At 48.6% G+C, this 19551-nt stretch carries 18 protein-coding genes and 1 pseudogene; 5 read left to right on the top strand and 14 right to left on the bottom strand.

All coding sequences use genetic code 11. From position 1 onward, the window contains the following. Positions 1-7: 7 nt before the first annotated feature. Both ACQW03_RS12850 and ACQW03_RS12845 read right to left on the bottom strand, forming a co-directional pair. Positions 8-517 carry a MarR family winged helix-turn-helix transcriptional regulator gene (locus ACQW03_RS12850; RefSeq protein WP_013312480.1) on the bottom strand — a complete coding sequence of 170 codons (510 nt, stop codon included), beginning with the start codon at positions 515-517 and terminating at the stop codon, positions 8-10. Then, positions 507-2879, bottom strand: a complete 2373-nt coding sequence (locus ACQW03_RS12845; RefSeq protein WP_441950007.1) for an ATP-dependent DNA helicase — start codon at positions 2877-2879, stop codon at positions 507-509. Before ACQW03_RS12845 ends, ACQW03_RS12850 begins: the two co-directional genes overlap by 11 nt. Before the next feature lie 168 nt (positions 2880-3047). Between ACQW03_RS12845 and ACQW03_RS12840 the strand changes: the two genes are divergently transcribed. Further along, a complete protein-coding gene (locus tag ACQW03_RS12840) occupies positions 3048-4124 on the top strand; it encodes a diguanylate cyclase (RefSeq protein WP_441950005.1) in 1077 nt (358 codons plus the stop codon). Positions 4125-4258: 134 nt separating this feature from the next. After that, positions 4259-4432, top strand: coding sequence for an aspartyl-phosphate phosphatase Spo0E family protein (locus ACQW03_RS12835; RefSeq protein ID WP_013312483.1), 174 nt, complete (start codon positions 4259-4261; stop codon positions 4430-4432). Between the two features lie 105 nt (positions 4433-4537). Here the strand turns inward: ACQW03_RS12835 and cidR are convergent, their stop codons facing one another. After that, complete coding sequence (cidR, locus tag ACQW03_RS12830; protein ID WP_023990853.1) at positions 4538-5437, bottom strand: cidABC operon transcriptional activator CidR; 900 nt, start codon at positions 5435-5437, stop codon at positions 4538-4540. A gap of 131 nt (positions 5438-5568) precedes the next feature. Here cidR and ACQW03_RS12825 point away from each other — a divergent pair, with 131 nt between their 5' ends. Both ACQW03_RS12825 and ACQW03_RS12820 read left to right on the top strand, forming a co-directional pair. Continuing rightward, a complete protein-coding gene (locus ACQW03_RS12825; protein ID WP_013312485.1) occupies positions 5569-5940 on the top strand; it encodes a CidA/LrgA family protein in 372 nt (123 codons plus the stop codon). Continuing rightward, entirely contained in the window at positions 5937-6614 is a 678-nt protein-coding gene (locus tag ACQW03_RS12820; protein ID WP_013312486.1) for a CidB/LrgB family autolysis modulator, read from the top strand. The genes ACQW03_RS12825 and ACQW03_RS12820 overlap by 4 nt, the downstream gene beginning before the upstream one ends. 117 nt (positions 6615-6731) lie before the next feature. Here the strand turns inward: ACQW03_RS12820 and ACQW03_RS12815 are convergent, their stop codons facing one another. From ACQW03_RS12815 to ACQW03_RS12800, 4 genes and pseudogenes are all read right to left on the bottom strand, one after another. After that, on the bottom strand, positions 6732-8435 hold the full coding sequence (locus ACQW03_RS12815) for a glycerol-3-phosphate dehydrogenase/oxidase (protein WP_441952389.1): 1704 nt from the start codon (positions 8433-8435) through the stop codon (positions 6732-6734). Between the two features lie 228 nt (positions 8436-8663). Continuing rightward, positions 8664-8954, bottom strand: a pseudogene (locus tag ACQW03_RS12810) (FGGY-family carbohydrate kinase); the annotation flags it as partial. A 32-nt stretch (positions 8955-8986) separates the two neighbouring features. Further along, entirely contained in the window at positions 8987-9544 is a 558-nt protein-coding gene (locus tag ACQW03_RS12805; RefSeq protein WP_441950001.1) for a glycerol-3-phosphate responsive antiterminator, read from the bottom strand. A gap of 206 nt (positions 9545-9750) precedes the next feature. After that, positions 9751-10704: an alpha/beta hydrolase gene (locus ACQW03_RS12800; protein ID WP_071643738.1), complete on the bottom strand. Its 954-nt coding sequence runs from the start codon at positions 10702-10704 to the stop codon at positions 9751-9753. Between the two features lie 259 nt (positions 10705-10963). Here ACQW03_RS12800 and ACQW03_RS12795 point away from each other — a divergent pair, with 259 nt between their 5' ends. Further along, entirely contained in the window at positions 10964-11599 is a 636-nt protein-coding gene (locus tag ACQW03_RS12795; protein WP_071643740.1) for an NAD(P)-dependent oxidoreductase, read from the top strand. A 98-nt stretch (positions 11600-11697) separates the two neighbouring features. On the opposite strand, the gene ACQW03_RS12790 is transcribed toward ACQW03_RS12795, so the two are convergent. From ACQW03_RS12790 to ACQW03_RS12760, 7 genes are all read right to left on the bottom strand, one after another. Continuing rightward, positions 11698-12858, bottom strand: coding sequence for a cation:proton antiporter (locus tag ACQW03_RS12790; RefSeq protein ID WP_076292737.1), 1161 nt, complete (start codon positions 12856-12858; stop codon positions 11698-11700). A gap of 439 nt (positions 12859-13297) precedes the next feature. Further along, complete coding sequence (locus tag ACQW03_RS12785; RefSeq protein WP_441949998.1) at positions 13298-13888, bottom strand: GNAT family N-acetyltransferase; 591 nt, start codon at positions 13886-13888, stop codon at positions 13298-13300. 62 nt (positions 13889-13950) lie between these two features. Then, complete coding sequence (locus ACQW03_RS12780; RefSeq protein ID WP_441949996.1) at positions 13951-15315, bottom strand: MFS transporter; 1365 nt, start codon at positions 15313-15315, stop codon at positions 13951-13953. A gap of 92 nt (positions 15316-15407) precedes the next feature. Continuing rightward, positions 15408-16559 (bottom strand): winged helix-turn-helix domain-containing protein, encoded by a 1152-nt coding sequence (locus ACQW03_RS12775; protein ID WP_025721978.1) that lies wholly within the window; start codon positions 16557-16559, stop codon positions 15408-15410. Beyond that, positions 16540-17778 carry a CynX/NimT family MFS transporter gene (locus ACQW03_RS12770; protein WP_441949993.1) on the bottom strand — a complete coding sequence of 413 codons (1239 nt, stop codon included), beginning with the start codon at positions 17776-17778 and terminating at the stop codon, positions 16540-16542. The genes ACQW03_RS12775 and ACQW03_RS12770 overlap by 20 nt, the downstream gene beginning before the upstream one ends. A 247-nt stretch (positions 17779-18025) precedes the next feature. After that, on the bottom strand, positions 18026-18802 hold the full coding sequence (gene kduD / locus ACQW03_RS12765) for a 2-dehydro-3-deoxy-D-gluconate 5-dehydrogenase KduD (RefSeq protein ID WP_220026334.1): 777 nt from the start codon (positions 18800-18802) through the stop codon (positions 18026-18028). Positions 18803-18851: 49 nt separating this feature from the next. After that, entirely contained in the window at positions 18852-19496 is a 645-nt protein-coding gene (locus ACQW03_RS12760; protein WP_025683172.1) for a bifunctional 2-keto-4-hydroxyglutarate aldolase/2-keto-3-deoxy-6-phosphogluconate aldolase, read from the bottom strand. Positions 19497-19551 lie beyond the last annotated feature (55 nt).

Genomic DNA, 19551 nt, shown 5'->3' with positions numbered 1-19551 from the left:
TAGGAATTCAGCATTTCGGCAAGGACCGCTCAAAACCGCCTTTCATTTTTCCCAGTAAACCCTTCATCATCTTATGATCCTGCGGCGTAAACTCAGACATACACGACCGAATCAACTTCGTATAATAAGGGACTATCTTACTTAACAACTCTCGTCCCGCCTCTTTTAATCCGACAGTCACCATCCGCCCGTCACTCTCATGAGCCACACGTTCAATCATGCCATCTCGCTCTAATCCGTCGATCAACCCCGTCATGGTTCCACGCGTCACATCAGCTTTTTCCGCCAACTCTGATGGTGTCATGCGATGCGGCGAATGGCAATGCAACAGGCTAAGAACAATAATCCGGCCCTGAGAAGCCCCCAACTTGCTAAAATCGGTATCCATTTCTCTGAAAATCCCGTTAGCCAAGCGTGCAAATGTCACAAAAGTCTCTATATTATCCACTTCGGCATCTTCATGCCCAAAGCTACGCAGCACCCCGCGTATGGAGTCATTATGAAAATTAAAGTTCATAGTCTATCCATTCCTTCCTTAATCCCGCTTGTTCCGTCAGACGGTAGCTTTTCCATTCGTCTGGCAGCAAAGAAGCATACGGTTCCTTGGCAAAACGATCATCTACCAGGACCAGCAATCCTTCGTCGTGCTCTGTGCGAATAAGTCTGCCACCTGCCTGAAGAACCTTGTTCATCCCTGGATATACATACGCATAGTTGAAACCATTCCGTCCCTGTTCGGAAAAATAATCCCGCAGCACATCCCGCTCTGCTCCAATTTGTGGCAAGCCGACGCCGACGACCACTACCCCATTTAAGCGATCCCCAGGTAAATCGACACCTTCAGCAAACACACCACCCAGTACGGCAAAGCCAAGCAAGGTGTGCTCTTGCCCAGGCTGGAAAGCCTCTAGAAATCGATCCCGCTCTGGTTCGGTCATCCCCGGACTTTGTACCAACGTATTTGCGGACACGTCCCGAAGCATGAACTCCTCATATACCTCACGCAGATATGGATAGGACGGGAAAAATACAAGGATATTTCCTTTCCGTTCCACAACCAATGCAGCCAGCATATCCGCAATCGCCCCTTTGGAACGCTCACGATCCCGATAACGGATGGAGAGCGGCAGCAGACGTACATCCCACTGCTCCTGATGGAAGGGTGAAGGAACCTGTAACGTATAATCTTCCTCGTTTGCTCCGAGCATGTCCCGGTAATAAGCAAGCGGTGTCAACGTTGCGGAAAAATAAATGGCTGAGCGGTAGCCCTTAATAGCTTGTCCCAGCAAGTGAGAAGGATCGAGGCAGAACAGCTTGACCCTCACTTCACTGCGCCCCGCTTCCACATAAGTAACGTACCGTTCATCATATAAAGCAGCAATTCGCAGCATATTCTGAGCGGTAAAATACGTATCTAGAAGCAATGCATAAGCCGTACCCTCACCGCTTACGTGGCTTGTACTGTCCCCCGTCACCAGTTCACGTTCAGCTGCTTCTACAAAAGGCGCCAACAGCTCCAGCACCTCTTGCGGTGCTGCTGTCTCCACTGCTTTTCCTGTATCTGCATATTGCTTGCGCAGCGTAATCATATGTGCGTTCACTGCACTCGCAGCCGCAGCAATCTCTGGACTTAGCAACTTAAATTCTCGTTTCAGTTCTAAAAAAGAAGATTTCAAAATTTCCGCCGAAAACATGTCCCGGCCGCGTTCTACCAGATTATGCGCCTCATCCACCAGTACAACACCTTTTCGCTTGTGCTCCTCCAGCAATCTTTTCAAAGAAATCCGTGGATCGAAAACATAATTATAATCACTGATTATACCATCCGAGGCATACGCCACATCCAGCGAAAATTCAAAGGGACATACCTTATGCTTGCGCGCATAATGCTCAATCACCGCTCGGGTCATTAACGTCTCATTCGCCAAAATATCGGATATCGCACCGTTGATCCGGTCGTAATAGCCCTCGCACATGCTGCATGATCCAGCATCACAATCATTTTCATCCTTAAAGCAAATTTTATCCTTCGCAGTCAAAGTCACCACATGCATGTGCAGCCCTTGGCCCTGCATTCTGGCGTAAGCTTCTTCGGCTGCTGCCCGAGTGGTGGTACGAGCCGTTACATAGTATACTCGCTTAACCTGCCCCTCACCGATAGCCTTGATCGCAGGAAACAAGGTGGATACCGTTTTACCAATACCTGTAGGCGCTTTGGCAAACAGGTTAACCCCTTCGGCAATCGTCTTGTACACCGAACCCGCGAGAGTTCGCTGACCCGAACGATACGTATCAAAGGGAAAGTTCAACATAGCAATGCTGGCATCCCGCTTTTCCGCATGTGCTCTTAGCAGGAATGCATACGGTGCATAACCAGCAATCATCTCCTGTGCGAAGGCTTCCAACTCAGTAAAGGATAATTCTCGTCTGAATCGGCGAATGTCTTCACTGTGTGCCTGTACGTAAGTAAGCTGGACCTGCATGGAATGCTGTTGTTCCTCACGAGCAATCATATAGGCATACAGAAATGCTTGTGCCCAGTGTACGGGTTGACCGTCACCCTGAATATCTTCGAGGGGCAAAGAGATCGATTTAATTTCATCAACCGTCCATACGCCATCCAGCTCAATCAGTCCGTCACAGCGGCCTTCAATGATAAACAATTCGTCCTTATACGAAATTTCTGTACGTAAATGTACCTCTTTGCGGTCATGCTCCTTGTAACCTTTCTGGATAACCTGATGGACGCGAGTTCCTTCGAGCATACTGCTATTCGAGCGAAAGCCGCTATGAATGCTGCCGCTCCGATGTACATATTCCACAAGTGGACGCACCGATATGTGAATTGGTTCCTTCATACGATCACCCGTTCCGGTCATAGTCCTCTCACTGTACCACGTAGATAAACGAAACGTAAGGGACATAAGAATCGTTTGTGGTCGATTGGTATTCACTCATGCCTACTTTTTACCGAAATATAGAAACGAGGCCTTCTGCTTTATTCCCAACGATACTACAACTCTCATTACAGCATAAAGGATAGGGATATGTTAAAAGAATTAATTAACAATTTTGCGCTATTAACGAGCTTCTTATTCTTTGGAAATTTATTTTCCCGGAAATATGAACGTTACCTAGAAAACCATGTATTCATTTTTCGGGTAATGAACGGTTTAATGCTGGGTCTGTTTGGCATTCTGTTAATGATGACCGGTTTATGGATCCGTGGGCACTTTGTAGTCGATCTGCGCCAATTGGCGATTATCATATCTGTTTATATGGGAGGATCGGTATCCGGTCTGCTGACCACCCTAATCATTAGCCTGTACCGTATTTACATCACAGGTGGTTGGACAGATGTCTCTCTGACTGCTACCGTCAATTGCTTCATGACATTGGGCATTTCACTTATCTTTATTCGAGAAAAAAGCCTAACACTCCGCAAGTGGATGTCGGCCGTGCTTGGAGCTGCTATAGTGTCGCTATTATCTACTTTCTATGTGGCTAATCCTCCTGATAATGAATCTATGATAATAATCACAACCTTTAAGTTACTTGGCGGCCTATTCACTTATTTTATGATGTCCCATATCAAAAAAACAGAACGGGCTGTTCATCTGCTGGAAGAGGCTGCAAATCGGGATCATTTAACCGGACTCTACAGTCCGCGTGCTTTCGATGCGCTATTCGAAGAGGTCTTTCATACTTCCAAGACTACAAAACAACCCTTTGGACTCGTGATGCTGGATATTGACCACTTTAAAAATATTAATGATACGTATGGTCATTTGAACGGAGATACCGTCTTAAGCCAATTGGGAATGCTGTTAACCCGGGAATCTACAACGAGGGCGTACCCCTCCCGTAAGGGCGGAGAGGAATTTGCCATTCTGATTGGAAATTGTGATAGTCAGAAAGCAGCAAGCTTTGCCGAAAAGATTCGGAAAGCTGTGGAAAATGAACGTTTTCTTTTGAATGACGGAATCTCGATCTCGCTAACCGTATCCATCGGAGCAGGCAGTTCACCTGTCATTGCATCGAGGCACTTACTGGAAAAGTCAGATGAGGCATTATATGAAGCTAAACGTTCAGGACGCAATCAGGTGAAACTGGCAAAACCATAAATATTAGTCGCTAAATGTCAGGAAAGCTGGATTATTGTTAATAAAAAGTGGTAAAATGGAAATAACATCGTTATCAAAAAAACTGCTGCCGCTAGTGGAGACATGCCTTACAATCGACATGGGGGGTGGGCTTTGTGAACCTCGAACAATTGGAAAAACTCATGGAAAAAGAACGCCGTGAACTGAATCGCATGGCTGACTTACACGGATTAAAAGATGAACGTGTATTGGACAAATCCTCCAGACTTGACCGTATTATGGACAAGTACCTTCACACCAAGCGTGCAATAAACCAAACACACTCATAGAAGCAAGCTACATCGCTGCCCCTCAGGGCAGCTTTTTTATGATGTAAGCAGTATTCGTCCTCCTTCGGTACACATCTGCATCGTACTCACCTTCTCGTTGACTTACTATTTTCCGCCATATTCCGTCCTCAACAATTGTTGTGTGAACGATATCCATTCTCTGGCGGCAAAGGACAGATAACGATCGTTCCGCCAGATCATCCCCAAATGCCAAGGAATGACGGGGTCCACCAATGGAAGAACACGCAAGCGCTCGGAATCCAGATCTCGGCAAATGGCCTCCGGCAACAGCGCTACTCCCAGGTTTGCAGCAACCATTTCGCTAATCAGATCCCATTGTGAGCTTTCGTAGACTACACGCGGCTGAAAGCCAGCACGGACACATTCGGCAATGATACGGTCATGCAGCGTAAAATCCTCACGGAACAGTACAAACGCCTCCTCCGCCAACGCAGATAACGGTACCTCCTTGCACTCTGCCAATGCATGCGTAGGATGAACGAGCAAATTCAGCTTTTCCTCCACAAACAGAAATGTCTCAAACATATCTCCAACCGCAGGCAGCACAATCACCCCGATATCCAGTGCCCCGGCTTCTACGTCCTGTTCCACTTTCTTCGCTCCGTCCTCAAATAATTGAATAGTCACATCAGGATATGCCTTATGGAATTCTCCAATGACACGCGGGAAAAAGCTCGATCCGACCATAGGGGGCAGGCCAATACGGATATGTCCCTTTTTCAGGTTCATCAAATCACTCAGCTCCGAGGACAGGCTCTGAAAGGACTTTACAATCGCTTGTGCTTGAAGCTCAATTACCTTTCCCGCGTCCGTCAGTTCGATTCTTTTGCCAATTCGGTCGAACAAAGCGACCCCCAGTTCATCTTCCAGACTTTTAATCGTCTTACTGATCGTCGGCTGGGTAATAAACATGCTCTGGGCTGCCTTTGTAAAGCTACGCAACCGCGCGACTTCCAAAAAATATTGTAAATGTCGGATATCCAAAGCTACACCTTCTCCCATAGACAAACGGAATAGATTACATTCTTTATATGCATTTTACTCATGAAAGCTTGTGATGTAAAATTTCATTACAGTTTGAAAATAACCGATCTCAAAGATAGGAGCCATTATATATGAAAAGCTTCATACGCGGTGTCCTCCAGATCGCCGTCCTGATGGCCTTTTCGCTCATCCTGAACGCGGTAGTCTCCTGGCTCCACCTGCCTGTACCCGGTAGTATCATTGGTATGCTGATCCTTTTTATTCTGCTGCAAACCGGCTTGGTCCGGCTAAGCTGGATTGAAGTTGGCGCAAATTGGTTGCTGGCCGAGCTGCTATTATTCTTTATCCCCTCCGCTGTCGGCGTTATGAATTATTGGCCGATGCTGGAACACGATGGTATGAGCATTATGCTGGTCGTGTTGCTCGGCACCTTTCTGGTGATGGCCTGCACAGGTATGGTCGCTAGTCTGCTTGGTAAACGAAAGGAGCATAAATCATCATGACCGGTCTTCTATGTATTGTATTGACACTCGCTATTTACTGGATGGCCAAACGCATGTACCGCACACTACCTAAGGTGTATTTGTCTCCATTGCTCATTACACCTATTGTTATCATTTTGATTTTGACGCTGACGGGTGTGAACTACCGTTCTTATAATTCGGGCGCTCACTTGCTGTCCATGCTGCTACAGCCAGCTACGATTGCATTTGCTGTCCCTTTGTACCGATATTTCCCTGTGTTAAAAAAACACGCGACCCAAATCGTGCTTAGCGTGCTGTCTGGGTCTGTTGTAGCCGTGTTGTCCTCCATGGCGCTTGCTAAGTGGATGCACCTGAATTCTTCGCTGCTGAGCAGCCTGATTCCTCGCTCCATTACGACGCCCATTGCGATGAATGTATCGCAAACGATTGGCGGCAATCCGACGGTCACGGCTGTATTCGTTATTCTGACCGGATTGAGCGGTCTTATTATCGGTCCGATGATTGTAAAGCTGTTCCGTATCGAAAATGAAGTCTCACGTGGGGTGCTGCTCGGTACCGGTGCTCATGGTACAGGCACTTCCAAAGCATTCGAGTTCAGTTCGCTGACGGGGACGATATCCAGCATCTCGATGGTGCTCGCCGCTCTCTTTACCTTGGCGGCTGCCCCGTTCCTGTTCCACTTGATGCTGTAAGCAATCTGTATACAAAAAAGCAGCGATTCTCTTGTTATGAAGAATCGCTGCTTTTTTTTGCTTTCAGTCAAAGTTTCAAAGCAATGGATGGCTCAAGGATATATATCCCTCGCGGCCTCAAATAGCTTTAACGTCACCGGGTTTCACCTCTGCCTCTACAGGCGTTACAGCTTCATACAGGTAAGCATCCAGCTCAGCCGTATATTGTCGTTCTTGCGCGGCGCTCCAGCCTGCACGTTCAGACATCCATGCGATGGCGGGCTGTCTCCAACGCTTCACCTCGTCAATCTGGAAGAACAGCGCCCCGGTTCGGCGTATAAAAAAATCAGACGGTGTCACTGTCATTTCCTGTTCCAACGCATACAGGAGCGGGACACGCACTTCCACAGGCAGCGCCGCTTCCTGCTCGGTAGCCTCCTTCATGCTCTGTGCCGCTATGTCGAACAATCGCTCTGTGTTGGAGCCATAGCGGGTAGCCCATGCTTTAGCTATATCCGGCGATAGGCCGAGCGCAACACCTGCTAGGGTTTGCTTACCTACGTACGCGTCCCAGCCCGCTGAGCCTCCTACGCTGCCACCCGAAATCGGGATATGTCTGGTGCGGCATGCCCGGAAGCTCTGCCCATGCAAGCGCCCCAGCTCCCGTACCGCACGATCCACGACGAGTTCGGACATTTTCCGGTAGCCCGTCAGCTTGCCGCCTGCAATCGTGATCAGACCTGAACGGGATTCCCAAATTTCGTCCTTACGTGAAATTTCCGAAGGGCTTTTACCGTCTTCATAAATGAGCGGCCGTACCCCTGCCCAACTGGATTCTACATCCGTAACAGTCAGCTTTACATCTGGGAACATTCCGTTGATCGCTTGAAGCACATAGGCCCGATCTTCGGCGGTCATCCGGGGATGCGCCGTATCCCCCTCATACACCGTGTCGGTCGTGCCTGCATAGGTTTTTCCATCACGTGGGATGGCAAATACCATGCGTCCATCCGGTGTATCGAAGTACACTGCCTGTTTGAGCGGAAAGCGCTCAGCATCGAACACCAGGTGAATACCTTTCGTCAGGCGAAGCACCTTTCCTTCTTTGGAGCGATCCATTTCCCGCAACGTGTCTACCCATGGTCCGGCTGCATTAATAACCAGCGAAGCTCGAATTTCGTATGGCTTTCCCGTTACCCGGTCCGTTACGCTTGCACCGCTTATTCGTCCTTCGTCATACAGCAGCTTGTCAGCCTTGGCATAGTTCACCGCCAGCGCCCCTCGTGTAACAGCTTCCTTCATGACCTCAATCGTCAGGCGAGCGTCATCTGTGCGGTACTCCACATAGCTGCCGCTTCCCTTCAGTCCCTCACGCTTCAGCAAAGGCTCGCGCTCTAGCGTAGCCTGGATGTCCAGCATACGACGGCGCTCACTACGCTTAACACCAGCAAGGAAATCATATACCAGCAGCCCGACAGAGGTGGTGAATGCGTTAAACGTGCCGCCCTTGTGAAAAGGAAGCAGCATACGCTCCGGTATGGTCACATGTGGACCATTTTCGAATACGATTGCCCGTTCCTTCCCGACCTCGGCTACCATTTTAACTTCAAACTGCTTCAAATAACGAAGACCACCATGCACTAGCTTGGTCGAGCGGCTGGACGTACCTGCTGCAAAATCCTGCATCTCCACCAGTGCCGTCTTCAAACCACGATCCGCCGCATCCAGCGCAATACCCGCCCCTGTAATGCCGCCGCCAATGATTAAAATATCAAAATGCTCATGTCCCATACGTTCCAAAACAGCGGTTCTCTCCTGCGCAGCAAATCCCTGTTCTCCCATCATTTATCCCTCCAGCTTTGTATATATCCACGATGCAATCTGCCAACCGAATCATCATAAGGTACAAAAAAAGACCACGAACATCGCTGCGGCGGATGCCGAGCGGTTCATGGTCTCTCCAAGTCTCCTGACGAGTATTAACTTATCTATATCGTAGCACACACGGTACGCTATGAAAAGGGAAATCTGCCTGTTGCCAGATGGCTCCCTTCTATCGCAAAACCGTCTCTACTTGAACGCCATTGCGGCATGAACTGCCTTTTTCCAGCCACCATAAAGCTCAGTTCGCATGTCCTCACTCATGGACGGAGTAAAGGTATGATCACTCTGCGCATATCCCCGGACTTCATCCAGACTGCTCCAAAACCCGACTGCCAGTCCCGCTAAATACGCCGCACCGAGTGCAGTTGTCTCGTTCACAGCAGGTCGTTCTACAGGCAGATCGAGAATATCGCTCTGGAACTGCATCAGGAACTCGTTCATCACTGCGCCTCCATCTACACGCAATGAACGCACAGGATGTATTGTTACCCACTTGATTCAAATAAAAGCTATTGCTTATAATGCTCGAACAGTTGTTTATTGGAGGTCGTAACTGCTGTAGCTCCCGCAGCCAACGCCGCTTCCACATCCTCTGGGGTGCGAATAAGTCCGCCCGCCAGAATAGGAATGCCTGTGCGTTCGCTAACTTCCTTAATCATCGGTGGAACAACACCGGGCAGCACCTCAATATAATCAGGTCGTGTTTTTCCCACCAGCGTGTAGCTTTTTTCCAGCGCAATCGTATCGAGCAGGAACACGCGCTGTACAGCAAGAATCCCCTTCTTTTTAGCGGTTGCAATCACCCCGGATCGGGTCGAAATAATCCCAAACGGCTTAATTTCCTGACACAAATATTCAGCCGCATACTCGTCATTCTTCAAGCCTTGCACCAAGTCGGCATGCAGAAGCATTTGCTTGTTGCGACTCCTAGCCATCTGGTACAGGTTGCGCAGCTGCGCTACATGCGTATCCAGAAAAACCGCATACTCATAAGAGCTGTCCAAAATACCCTCCAGCTGCTTCATATGCTTAGCTGCAGGTAAAATGCGTTGTCCCTGAAATGGCATGGAACCCCCCCTTAAAGCTGAATGTCGGTCAAACTCGTTCAAATTTTATATTATCACTCTGTTCGACGAAGGTGAAGCGGTCTCATTGCAGATATGTATAAAGGCCGCCTTCCCTGCAATAGATGTTAGCAGGAAGAAGACAGCCTAATCGTTCAAAAAACTAGATCAAATCACACGACGGCACCCTTAAAATGCTCTATAGTGTACTAGCCTTCAAACCCTTGGCGCAGCCATGAGGTAGCGAGCATGATCGCACCGCGCTTGGCCGTGGTTTCCGACAATGGGTTCAGCATCACAAAGTCGTGTATGATGCCCTGAAAACGTGCAGCGGTCACATCTACCCCCGCTTCACGCAGCTTATTCGCATAAGCCTCACCTTCATCGCGCAGCACATCGGCCTCGCCTGTAATGACCAGCGCACGCGGTAGCCCTTTGAGCTGTTCTGTGGTGGCACGTAACGGGGACGCCGTGATCTGCGCTCGTTCGTTGGGATCCGTCGTATATTGATCCCAGAACCATTGCATTCCTTCGCGGCTCAGGAAATATCCTGTGGCGAACTCCTGGTACGACTCCGTGTCAAAGGAAGCGTCCGTCACCGGATAAAATAACAACTGCTGCCTGATGGAAGGACCACTGCGTTCTTTGGCCAGCAGCGTTACGGCCGCGGTCATGTTACCGCCGACACTGTCTCCGGCTATCGTCAGCGTATCAGGCTTCAGTCCATGCTCACGACCATGCTGTGCCACCCATTGAACGACCGCGTAAATTTCCTCAATTGCCGTCGGATATTTAGCTTCTGGTGACAAGCTGTATTCTGGGAATACAACTGCTGCCTGTGAGCCGACTGCCAATTCACGAATCAGACGATCATGCGTATGGGCATTACCGAATACCCAGCCTGCTCCATGAATATATACAATGACCGGGAGATCGCTTGTCACTTGTTGTGGGCGAACAATTCTGACCTTCACCTCGCCGCCAGGCCCACCTGGAATAGTTAGATCTTCTAAATCTGCGGCAGGTTTGTCTACTGGACCGGATTGAACCTCATTGACCGTTTCACGTCCTTTTTCAGGACCCAAATCATATAGAAACGGAGGCTTGGCATTATCGTCTGCAAATTTCTGTGCTGCGGGTTCAAGCTGTACTTTTTTACTCATATCGGTTCACTCTTCCTTTCTTATCTGTAGTCTACATATATCCAATATGGCTAAGTTTGCTCATTTAGTTTCACCTTATATATTTAAACGAGTTCCTCTCTTTCCAATCGGAGGACTTTAGTTTGCCCAACAGAAGAGCTTGACTTTTATTTTATATTGTAACTATAATAGTTACATATTAAAGTTCGTAAATGCACTGAGTACACTTACGATCAAACGAATGAATCATCCACATCATATTTATAGGAGGCTATCTATTATGAAAATTGCAGTTATTGGTGCAACCGGTAAAGCAGGAAGTAATATCGTAAAAGAAGCATTAGACAGAGGGCATGAAGTAACCGCCATCGTCCGTGACTCGGCTAAAGTAACAGAAAGTCGTGCTACTGTAGTACAAAAAGACGTTTTTGATCTGAAAATAGATGATCTGAAAGGTTTTGACGTAGTCGTTAATGCATTTGCCGCTCCACTCGGACAAGAGCATTTGCATGTCGATGCAGGTAACGTACTAATTGAAGCCCTCCGTAATGTATCCGGTACTCGCCTGATTGTCGTAGGTGGTGCAGGCAGCTTGTTCACTGACGAATCCCAAACACTTTTGGTAAAAGATGCTCCTGGCTTCCCTGATTTCGTATATCCAACAGCAAATAACCAAGGAAAAAACCTGGAAATTTTGCGTGGTACCAGCGACCTGAACTGGACTTTCATTAGTCCTTCTGCGGAGTTTGCTCTGGGTAAACGTACAGGCTCTTACCAAGTGGGAAAAGACACGCTGTTGGTTAATTCCAAAGGTGCAAGCTATGTCAGCTATGAGGATTATGCGGTTGCCGTAGTAGACGAAATCGAAAAACCGCAACATCTGAACCAACGTTTCACTGTGGTGTCCGAGTCCTAATTCCTGCACCTTAGCAGAGACCCTTCGCTCACTTTCCCATGCTGCATGGAAATATGAATCCGAAGGGTCTTTTGGTATGGCTTGTTAGTACCAGTCTCTTACTTCTCTATCTGGTTTAAAGACTTCCTATCGCTAAAACATAGCTTAAGAATCGGAGGTGCAGCCAAAGTCGTCAAAATGACAGCAATGATCACGGATGTAAAGTATTGCTGTGCCAGCAGACCCGTTTGCAATCCGGTAGCTGCGATAATAAGTGCGACCTCGCCACGTGATATCATACCGGAGCCAATCGCGAGCGAAGAAAGGTTATTAAAACCCGTCAGCCGCGCGCCGATACCGCCTCCCACTAACTTCGTCACCAACGCTACCAGTGTCAAAATAACAACAAATCCAAGTTGCTGACCCACTCCTTCAAAAGATACATTTAATCCAATGCTTACAAAAAATACAGGAACAAAGATGGAATAAGCGATGGGCTCCACCTTTTCTTCTACGACGTGCTTAAAGCTGGTTTGTGCAATGGCAATCCCGGCAGCAAAAGCCCCGATAATCCCTGCCATCCCCAATATATCCGCAAAATACGCAAACCCAAAGCAAATAATCAACGCGGTCGTGATGACTGCTTCAGTCACCTTGAGTGGAGCAAGTATTTTCATAATCCATGGAACAACGAACCAGCCCCCCAGAATAGCTACCACGAAGAAAACTAGCTTTTTGCCAACAAGAAGCCCCAGCGAAGTTTCTCCACCCATACCGAATATACTCATTACTACCGCTAGTAGCACCACGACAAGCACATCATCCAGCACTGCCGCACCCAAAATGGTCGAGCCTTCCCGGGTATTCAGCTTATTCATATCCTTGAGTACCTGTACCGTAATGCTTACAGAGGTAGCACTCAGAATAATTCCTAGAAACCAGCCCTCATGCACCGAGAATCCAAAGGCTTCCCCTACACCAAAACCGCAAATTAGCGGTAAAATAATACCTCCAACCGCCACAGCTACCGCAGGCTTCCAGTTACGTCGAAGTTGATCCAGGTCCGTCTCCAGTCCAGCAATGAACATCAGCAGCAGCACTCCGATTTCAGACATATTATGAATCAGCGAATCATTCTGAACCCATCCTAATACGGCTGGGCCCAGCACAATTCCTGCGATCAGCTTTCCCAACACCGCTGGTTGACCGAGCTTGACAGACAAATGACCCGCGACTTTTGTGAACAGTAGAATCAGCAGAAGATATAGTATAAATTGCATAGACTGATAACCTCCTTTTATTTAATCCTTGAACTCATCTGCGCATAACCCACAATATTGAATAAAACTGATAATCGAGGATTTTGCAAAAATCCCATAAGCGACTTCCAATGAACAAGATATAGACCGAAATGGTTTAGTTCGTCTATATATTGCACTTTGGAGCGACTGGAATCGAATTTTGCAAAATCCTGAATCATAAAATGCTAAACAAACGTGCAAAATATGTGTCTGACCTTAACGGACAACTTGCAAAATAAAAAGGGGAACCCGAGATACAGCACAGGTTCCCCTAAAAAAGACATAAAGGAGCCTTGGTGACAGGCTCCTCCGGTAATTCATATATTCATTTGATGTTGTCGGTTCTACATACTTGCGCAAACAAGCAACTTTATCTTTTAATTGTATCTCTTCTGTGAACCTGTGTAAACGTGCTGAATCAATTTTCTGCTTTTTTCACATAGCGGTCGCGGTATTCGTGGTCCAGCATACCCATCAGAATCGAATCATGGTATTCATAATTGTAGAATAAAGCATCCCGTTGTACACCTTCACGCTGAAAGCCTACTTTTTCATAGCAACGAATGGCACGTTCATTAAAATCAAATACATTCAGCTCAATCCGATGCAGATTACAGATACCGAATCCGTAACCCAGCATGAGTACAAGCGCTTCGGTGCCGTAGCCTTTCCCCTGATTTCCCTGCTCATTGATTGCAATACGGATGTTGGCGCTGCGGTTCAAGCTGTCCATATCCTGCAGGGCTATATCCCCAATGACACGATCATCTTCGCGAAGCGCAATCAACAGAAGCAGGCTTGAGGCATCCTGTCCTTTAGCTTCAATATAACGGGCAATTTGATCCTTGGTAAAGCTGCGTTGTGTGCCTGTCAGCCGCCGCACATCCTGATCGAACAATGTATTATAGTATAGCTCGGTGTCCTCTACGTTAACGGGACGCAAGTATACCCGTGATCCTTCAAGTAACCGTGCCACAGGCTCTGAGACTGAAGTTCGTTGAGTCATCATGATCTCTCCCATGCTAAAAATATAAATGACGAAAATCGAAGCAAATTATTGCGCAAGATCGACTACGCAAGGTCTGCATTTTGCTCCGTAGTCAGGCTAGAATCAGCGAGGGACTCACGCCAAATCACGGATTGAAGCAGCAGTCCCGTCAAACCCAGGATTCCAACAGTCATCCCGATCCAGACAAAAGCCGTGCCCGCCCCTGCTATTCGGATCAATACTCCTCCGGCAAGCGGTGAAACGACCATGATTGCTCCAATCACGGTACTTTGGATACCAAAGACGCGTCCTACCATATCAGCAGGGGTTTTGGCTTGTAATATATAGTTCTGGGTGATAATGTACAGGCCGTTGCCCACGCCCAGCACAGCCCCGATCATAAGCAGTACGGGCAATCCAGTTCCGGGTTGCGCCCAGCCTAAAGCAGCAATAGCTCCGCCAACCAGCACATATCCACCACCGAGCCCCCAGCCTGCGCTTATGCGATTCAAGCGATTAAGCACAAGCATACAGCCGACGGCGCCAGCCCCAATGGCTGAAACCAGCCAGCCAAGCAGCGATTCATTACCCGGAGCGAGCACTCGCAGCAATGTAGGGAACTGGTAGTCGATCATGAGAATGGCGATTAAGCCGAAAAGTCCGAATATGAGCGTATGCAAAAGCATTCGACTGCACCATAAGAACGCCCAGCCCTCACGCCATTGGTTGAAAAAACGAGATGCGCGGACATGCTCCTCCCGCATTTTGGCTTCATCAGCCTCAGGTGCTGCTGTATGCGCAGCCGACTTTTCTTGCTGCTCGGCTGCAACAGCTTGTTGGTCTGCGCTGACCAGCGCCGGACCGATTCCGCGTAGCGGCCACAGCAGCAGGCCGGAACAGAGACGCAGCAATGCATTGAGAATAATGCATGCCTGGGGGGACAACACAGTCAAGGTCATAGCGCCCAGTAATGGCCCTGCCACTTTGGAGGCCTGATTGACCAACCCATTCAGCGAGGTCGCCCGAAATAGGTCGTCGCTGGCGACTACCGTGCGGGTCAAGCCTTGCTGTGAAGGCATTTGGAATACGCCAGCCGCCGCGCGCAGACCGAGCAAAGGCAGCAGCCACACCGGACCCGGGACGGCGAGAATGGCCAGCGTCAATAAGGCAATAGCTGCATCGCAGACGATCATCAGCCGGGCTTTGTGTACCCGGTCGGCTAACGTGCCCGCGATGGAACCCAGCAGCAGACCCGGTAGCGCCATCACTACCGGAATCAGTGCAATCATCATAGGATCAGCTTCCCAGCGATAGGCAACAAGCACCTGAATGGCGATAGCATCAAACCAATCGCCAAAGGAAGCAGCCGTGTGCGCCGCAAACATCCGCCGAAAACGGCCATTGCGCCAAATGCTAGGCGTGGATTGCAGTTCTTTCTTTTCCTTCATTATCTACTCACCCTGCTCTCATTTTCAGCTTCTTTAGCAATAAGAACATTCTAGCGGGTCTATATCAGAGGAAAATCAGACAGCTAAAAACATCAGACAACAGAAAGTGTTTGTTCCAACCAGCGCCTTAGCGCTGGACGATGCAGTGTTAAACTGTTATCCCGGTCAAGCCGATCATATTGAGCCGCATATTTCTCTTCCAGCGTGGGATAGGAGCCGCAAAGCTTCAAAAAACTGCGGATTTGGCAGACCGCCTTGATTTTTAGCAATTCCTGTTTAGCCATATCAAGGGTGTCCAGCCCTTCATCCATGAGCCGCTCGGCGTTGCCCACATCTCCAGTACGTAAAAGCATAAGTCCGCGCATCATGCGATAACGGCCCAGTTCGCGCAAATACGGAGCCTCCGACAGCATGCCTTCCAGACGATCAGACAGTTCCGCAGCCTTTTCCATATGATTGGAAGCCAGATGCATGTACATCTCCATCAGTGCAACAGGCATCACAAATTTATCAAGATCATCCCGCTCCATGACCATCAAGGTCAGTGGTAGACCTTCCTGTGCGCGTTCAGGTTTTCCATTTTCCACATAAGCCTCCAGGATGTTGAGAATGCGTAATTCCCGTTCCTGATCACTGGACAGCAGCCTGCTGGAAAGCGCACACTCGCATAGAGCAAGCCCCTCATCCGTCACCCCTGCTGTGCACATATATAGCAGCAGCATCCAATACAATCGGTCTGCGCGTGTAAAGTCCTCCCGCTCCAAGAACCAGGACACATCCGCCTGTACAAAACGGGTATACATTTGATAAAAGACAGACAATTCAAAACCCATCTGCTCCTGCTGGGCAGCAAGCGCTACAATGGAATTCCCCTGCCCCAACAGCTGGTATTTCCGGAATAGTCCATGTACGGCGTCCTGCACCTCCTGATCGTGCAAGGACGGATGATTCTGTGGCTGCACGTCAGTCAAGGTCAAGCTGTAGCCATACCCTCTGACCGTATGAATACGGAGCACATCCCATGATTTAAGTTTTTTGCGCAATCTGTAGATATGATCATCCACCGTACGCTCCACCGGATACTCCAGCGGCCACACACGATCCAGCAGTTGTTCCCGGGTGAACACCTGATTCCGGTTATCGTATAGAAAGCGCAACAGCGCAAACTCTTTAGCCAACAACATAACACGACCTGCACTACAGATCACACTGTAACCATCTGCATCAAATTGCAGTCTGATCATCCACCTCGCCTCCGACATATCGTTTCTTGGCTGCACCCAGCCCTATAAACATAAGCAGAACACTCAGGCACAAGAGCAGCAGCAGCGGAATTGTCCAGCCATGTGTCGCATCATGCAAATAACCGAATAGTGTCGGCCCGGTCGCTGCTAGCAAATAACCAAAGGATTGCGCCATACCAGACAGTTCTGCTGCCTGCTGCGGTGTCCGCGTCCGCAAATTAAAGAACATCATCACTAACGGAAAAGCAAAACCACCCGCTATACCGATACAAATGACCCAAATCACACTCCACTGTGTAGCTCCAAGCAGAAATCCACCCAGACCGATAAAATACAGCGCAGCCATAATCAGAACCAATACCCGCTGATCCTTCACCCGTGCCGCCCAAATAGGCACAATAAAAGTAAATGGCATTTGCGAAAACTGCAGGACGGACAGCATCCATCCCGCAGTCTCTGAATCCATTCCCTGTCCGCTCATCATTTCTGGAAACCAGGCGGCAGGAACATAGAACAGAGCAGATTGCAGCCCCATAAACAGCGTCACCTTCCAAGCCAAAGACGATGTATATACATTCACGGTTCGGGCAGACACTGCCGCTTTATTGGCTGTTTTGCGTGCCTTAAGGAGCTGGGGCACCCAGAGTAAAATACCTACGACACCCACAATCCCCCATACTCCCAAAGCACCTCGCCAGCCCATACCTCCATTTATAGCCAGCGGTATACTCAGGCCAGATGCGGTTGCTGCGACCACATTCATGGATACTGAGTATACGCCAGTCATTAGTCCGCTGTTGCGAGGAAACTCCTCTTTGATCAGACTGGGCAGCAACACATTACACACGGCAATAGCCAGTCCCAGCATGGCGGTCCCGATAAATAATGCGGTCACCCCCAGCGTTGAGCGCACCACAATACCTGCGGTCAACAGCAGCAAGGCTGCAAAAATAATAAGAGACGACCCAAAGCGGCGCGACAGTTTGGCTACAAAGGGCGACAACAGGGCAAAAGCCAGCAGCGGCAATGTCGTTAATAGACCACTCAGTGTATTCGAAATATGCAAAGAATCCTTAATCAAACCGATAAGAGGTCCTACCGAGGTAATCGAGGCGCGCAGATTGGCACCTACCAGAATGATCCCTACGGCAAGCACCCAAGGACCGGCATGCCACAAAGATTTGTATACCAAAGCTCGTTGGTGTTGCTGTGAACTCATCTCTCCATTCTCCAATCCATCTGTGTTATGCTCAAAGGCTCCAACCAAGTGTACGGCTGGAGCCTAGCAATTTTTATCTCATTAAATTATAAAGGCATTCGTGCCATATGCATAGGACGGATCGACACAGCGCCCCAAGTCTTCAAGTTCACCATATAGCTTCATTGAAAAAATAAAAGCTGCCTGAAAGGATAGTTTCCTTTTGAGGCAGCTTTCAGTTCATAAACCTCGATGCGACCAGCGCTGCTTAACGTACCAACCAGCCGCCGTCCACCGCCAAGATATGACCGTTCATGTAGTCGGAACCCTGACTGGCGAGGAAAACCACAACTCCCATCAAATCAGACGGATCGCCCCAACGACCCGCAGGAATACGCGACAAGATTTCTTGATTGCGACTTTCATCCGCACGGATTGGAGCCGTGTTTGCCGTAGCAATATAACCCGGCGCAATCGCATTAATCTGAACGTTATGAACCGCCAGCTCGTTCGCAAATGCCTTGGTCAAACCAGCTACCGCATGCTTGCTCGCTGTATATGGCGGAACGAATTTGCCACCCTGAAAAGCAAGCATAGAAGCGACATTGATAATCTTCCCGCTTTTTTGCTCTACCATCACCTTTGCCACTTCCTGGCTCAGATGATATACGGCATTCAGATTGATCTCCATGACAGCGTCCCAATCCTCATCTTTATACTCCAGCAGAGGGGCGCGACGAATCGTACCTGCATTGTTTACGAGGATATCAATCTTGCCGAATTCCTTGACGCATTCTTCTACAATCTTCTTAATAGATGCTTTATTCGTCAGATCCGCCTCATGAAAGACAACCTTCACACCTGTAGGTTCGACCAGACGTCTTGTTTCTTCATAATCATCATTGTTAGCTACAATGAACAGGTCTGCGCCCGCTTTGGCCAAAGCTACGGAATACCCTTGACCCAAACCACTGTTGCCTCCTGTTACAATTGCCGTTTTACCTTTCAGACTGAAAAAATCCAATGAAAAATTGTCCAGACCCATGCCTACGCCTCCATCACAAATTAGTATAAAAACCTATAATTCCTGAAGCCTACAGCGCTGCGCGTACTTCCTTATACTTAGCTACATAACGTGCTGCATTTTCTGTGATCAAGTCGTAGCGACCCTCTTTGGCTGGAGCCGTCAAATTACCCCCAATTCCCACGGCTACACATCCGTTACGCAGCCAGGTTTCCATATTGTCCAGATCAACGCCACCAGTTGGCATAATCTGTACATGAGGCATTGGACCTCTGACGGCCTTAACAAAGTCCGCCCCCATCGCACTTCCTGGGAACAACTTCACGACATCGCTACCCAATTTCATGGCTTCCTTGATCTCATTTAGCGTCATACAGCCGGGCATATAAGGAATCGCATACAAATTGCACAGCTTCGCTGTTTCTTCTTCAAAAGAAGGACTCACGACAAACTCTGCTCCGGCCAGAATAGCAATTCTCGCCGTCAGTGACTCCAATACCGTTCCTGCACCAATCACTGCCCGATCTTTAAATTCGTCTCTCAATCTTCGAATGACCTGATCCGCATCCGGCGTCGTAAATGTAAGCTCAATATTATCCAAGCCACCTTCAATGCAGGCTTTAGACATTAGATATGCTTCCTCCGCCGTGTTTCCCCGAATGACTGCGACGACACCTACTGAAGTGATATGTTCCAAAACTTTCTTTTTCGTCATGTTCCTGATCCTTTCCACGAATGGGATGACCATGTACCCTAAGCCGCTTGCAGGT

The sequence above is a fragment of the Paenibacillus sp. DRB1-1 genome (assembly GCF_052119485.1).
In the GTDB taxonomy this organism is placed as follows: domain Bacteria; phylum Bacillota; class Bacilli; order Paenibacillales; family Paenibacillaceae; genus Paenibacillus; species Paenibacillus polymyxa_B.
Note: the sequence above shows the minus strand (reverse complement) of the source record. Positions and strands in the feature narration are given on the sequence as shown.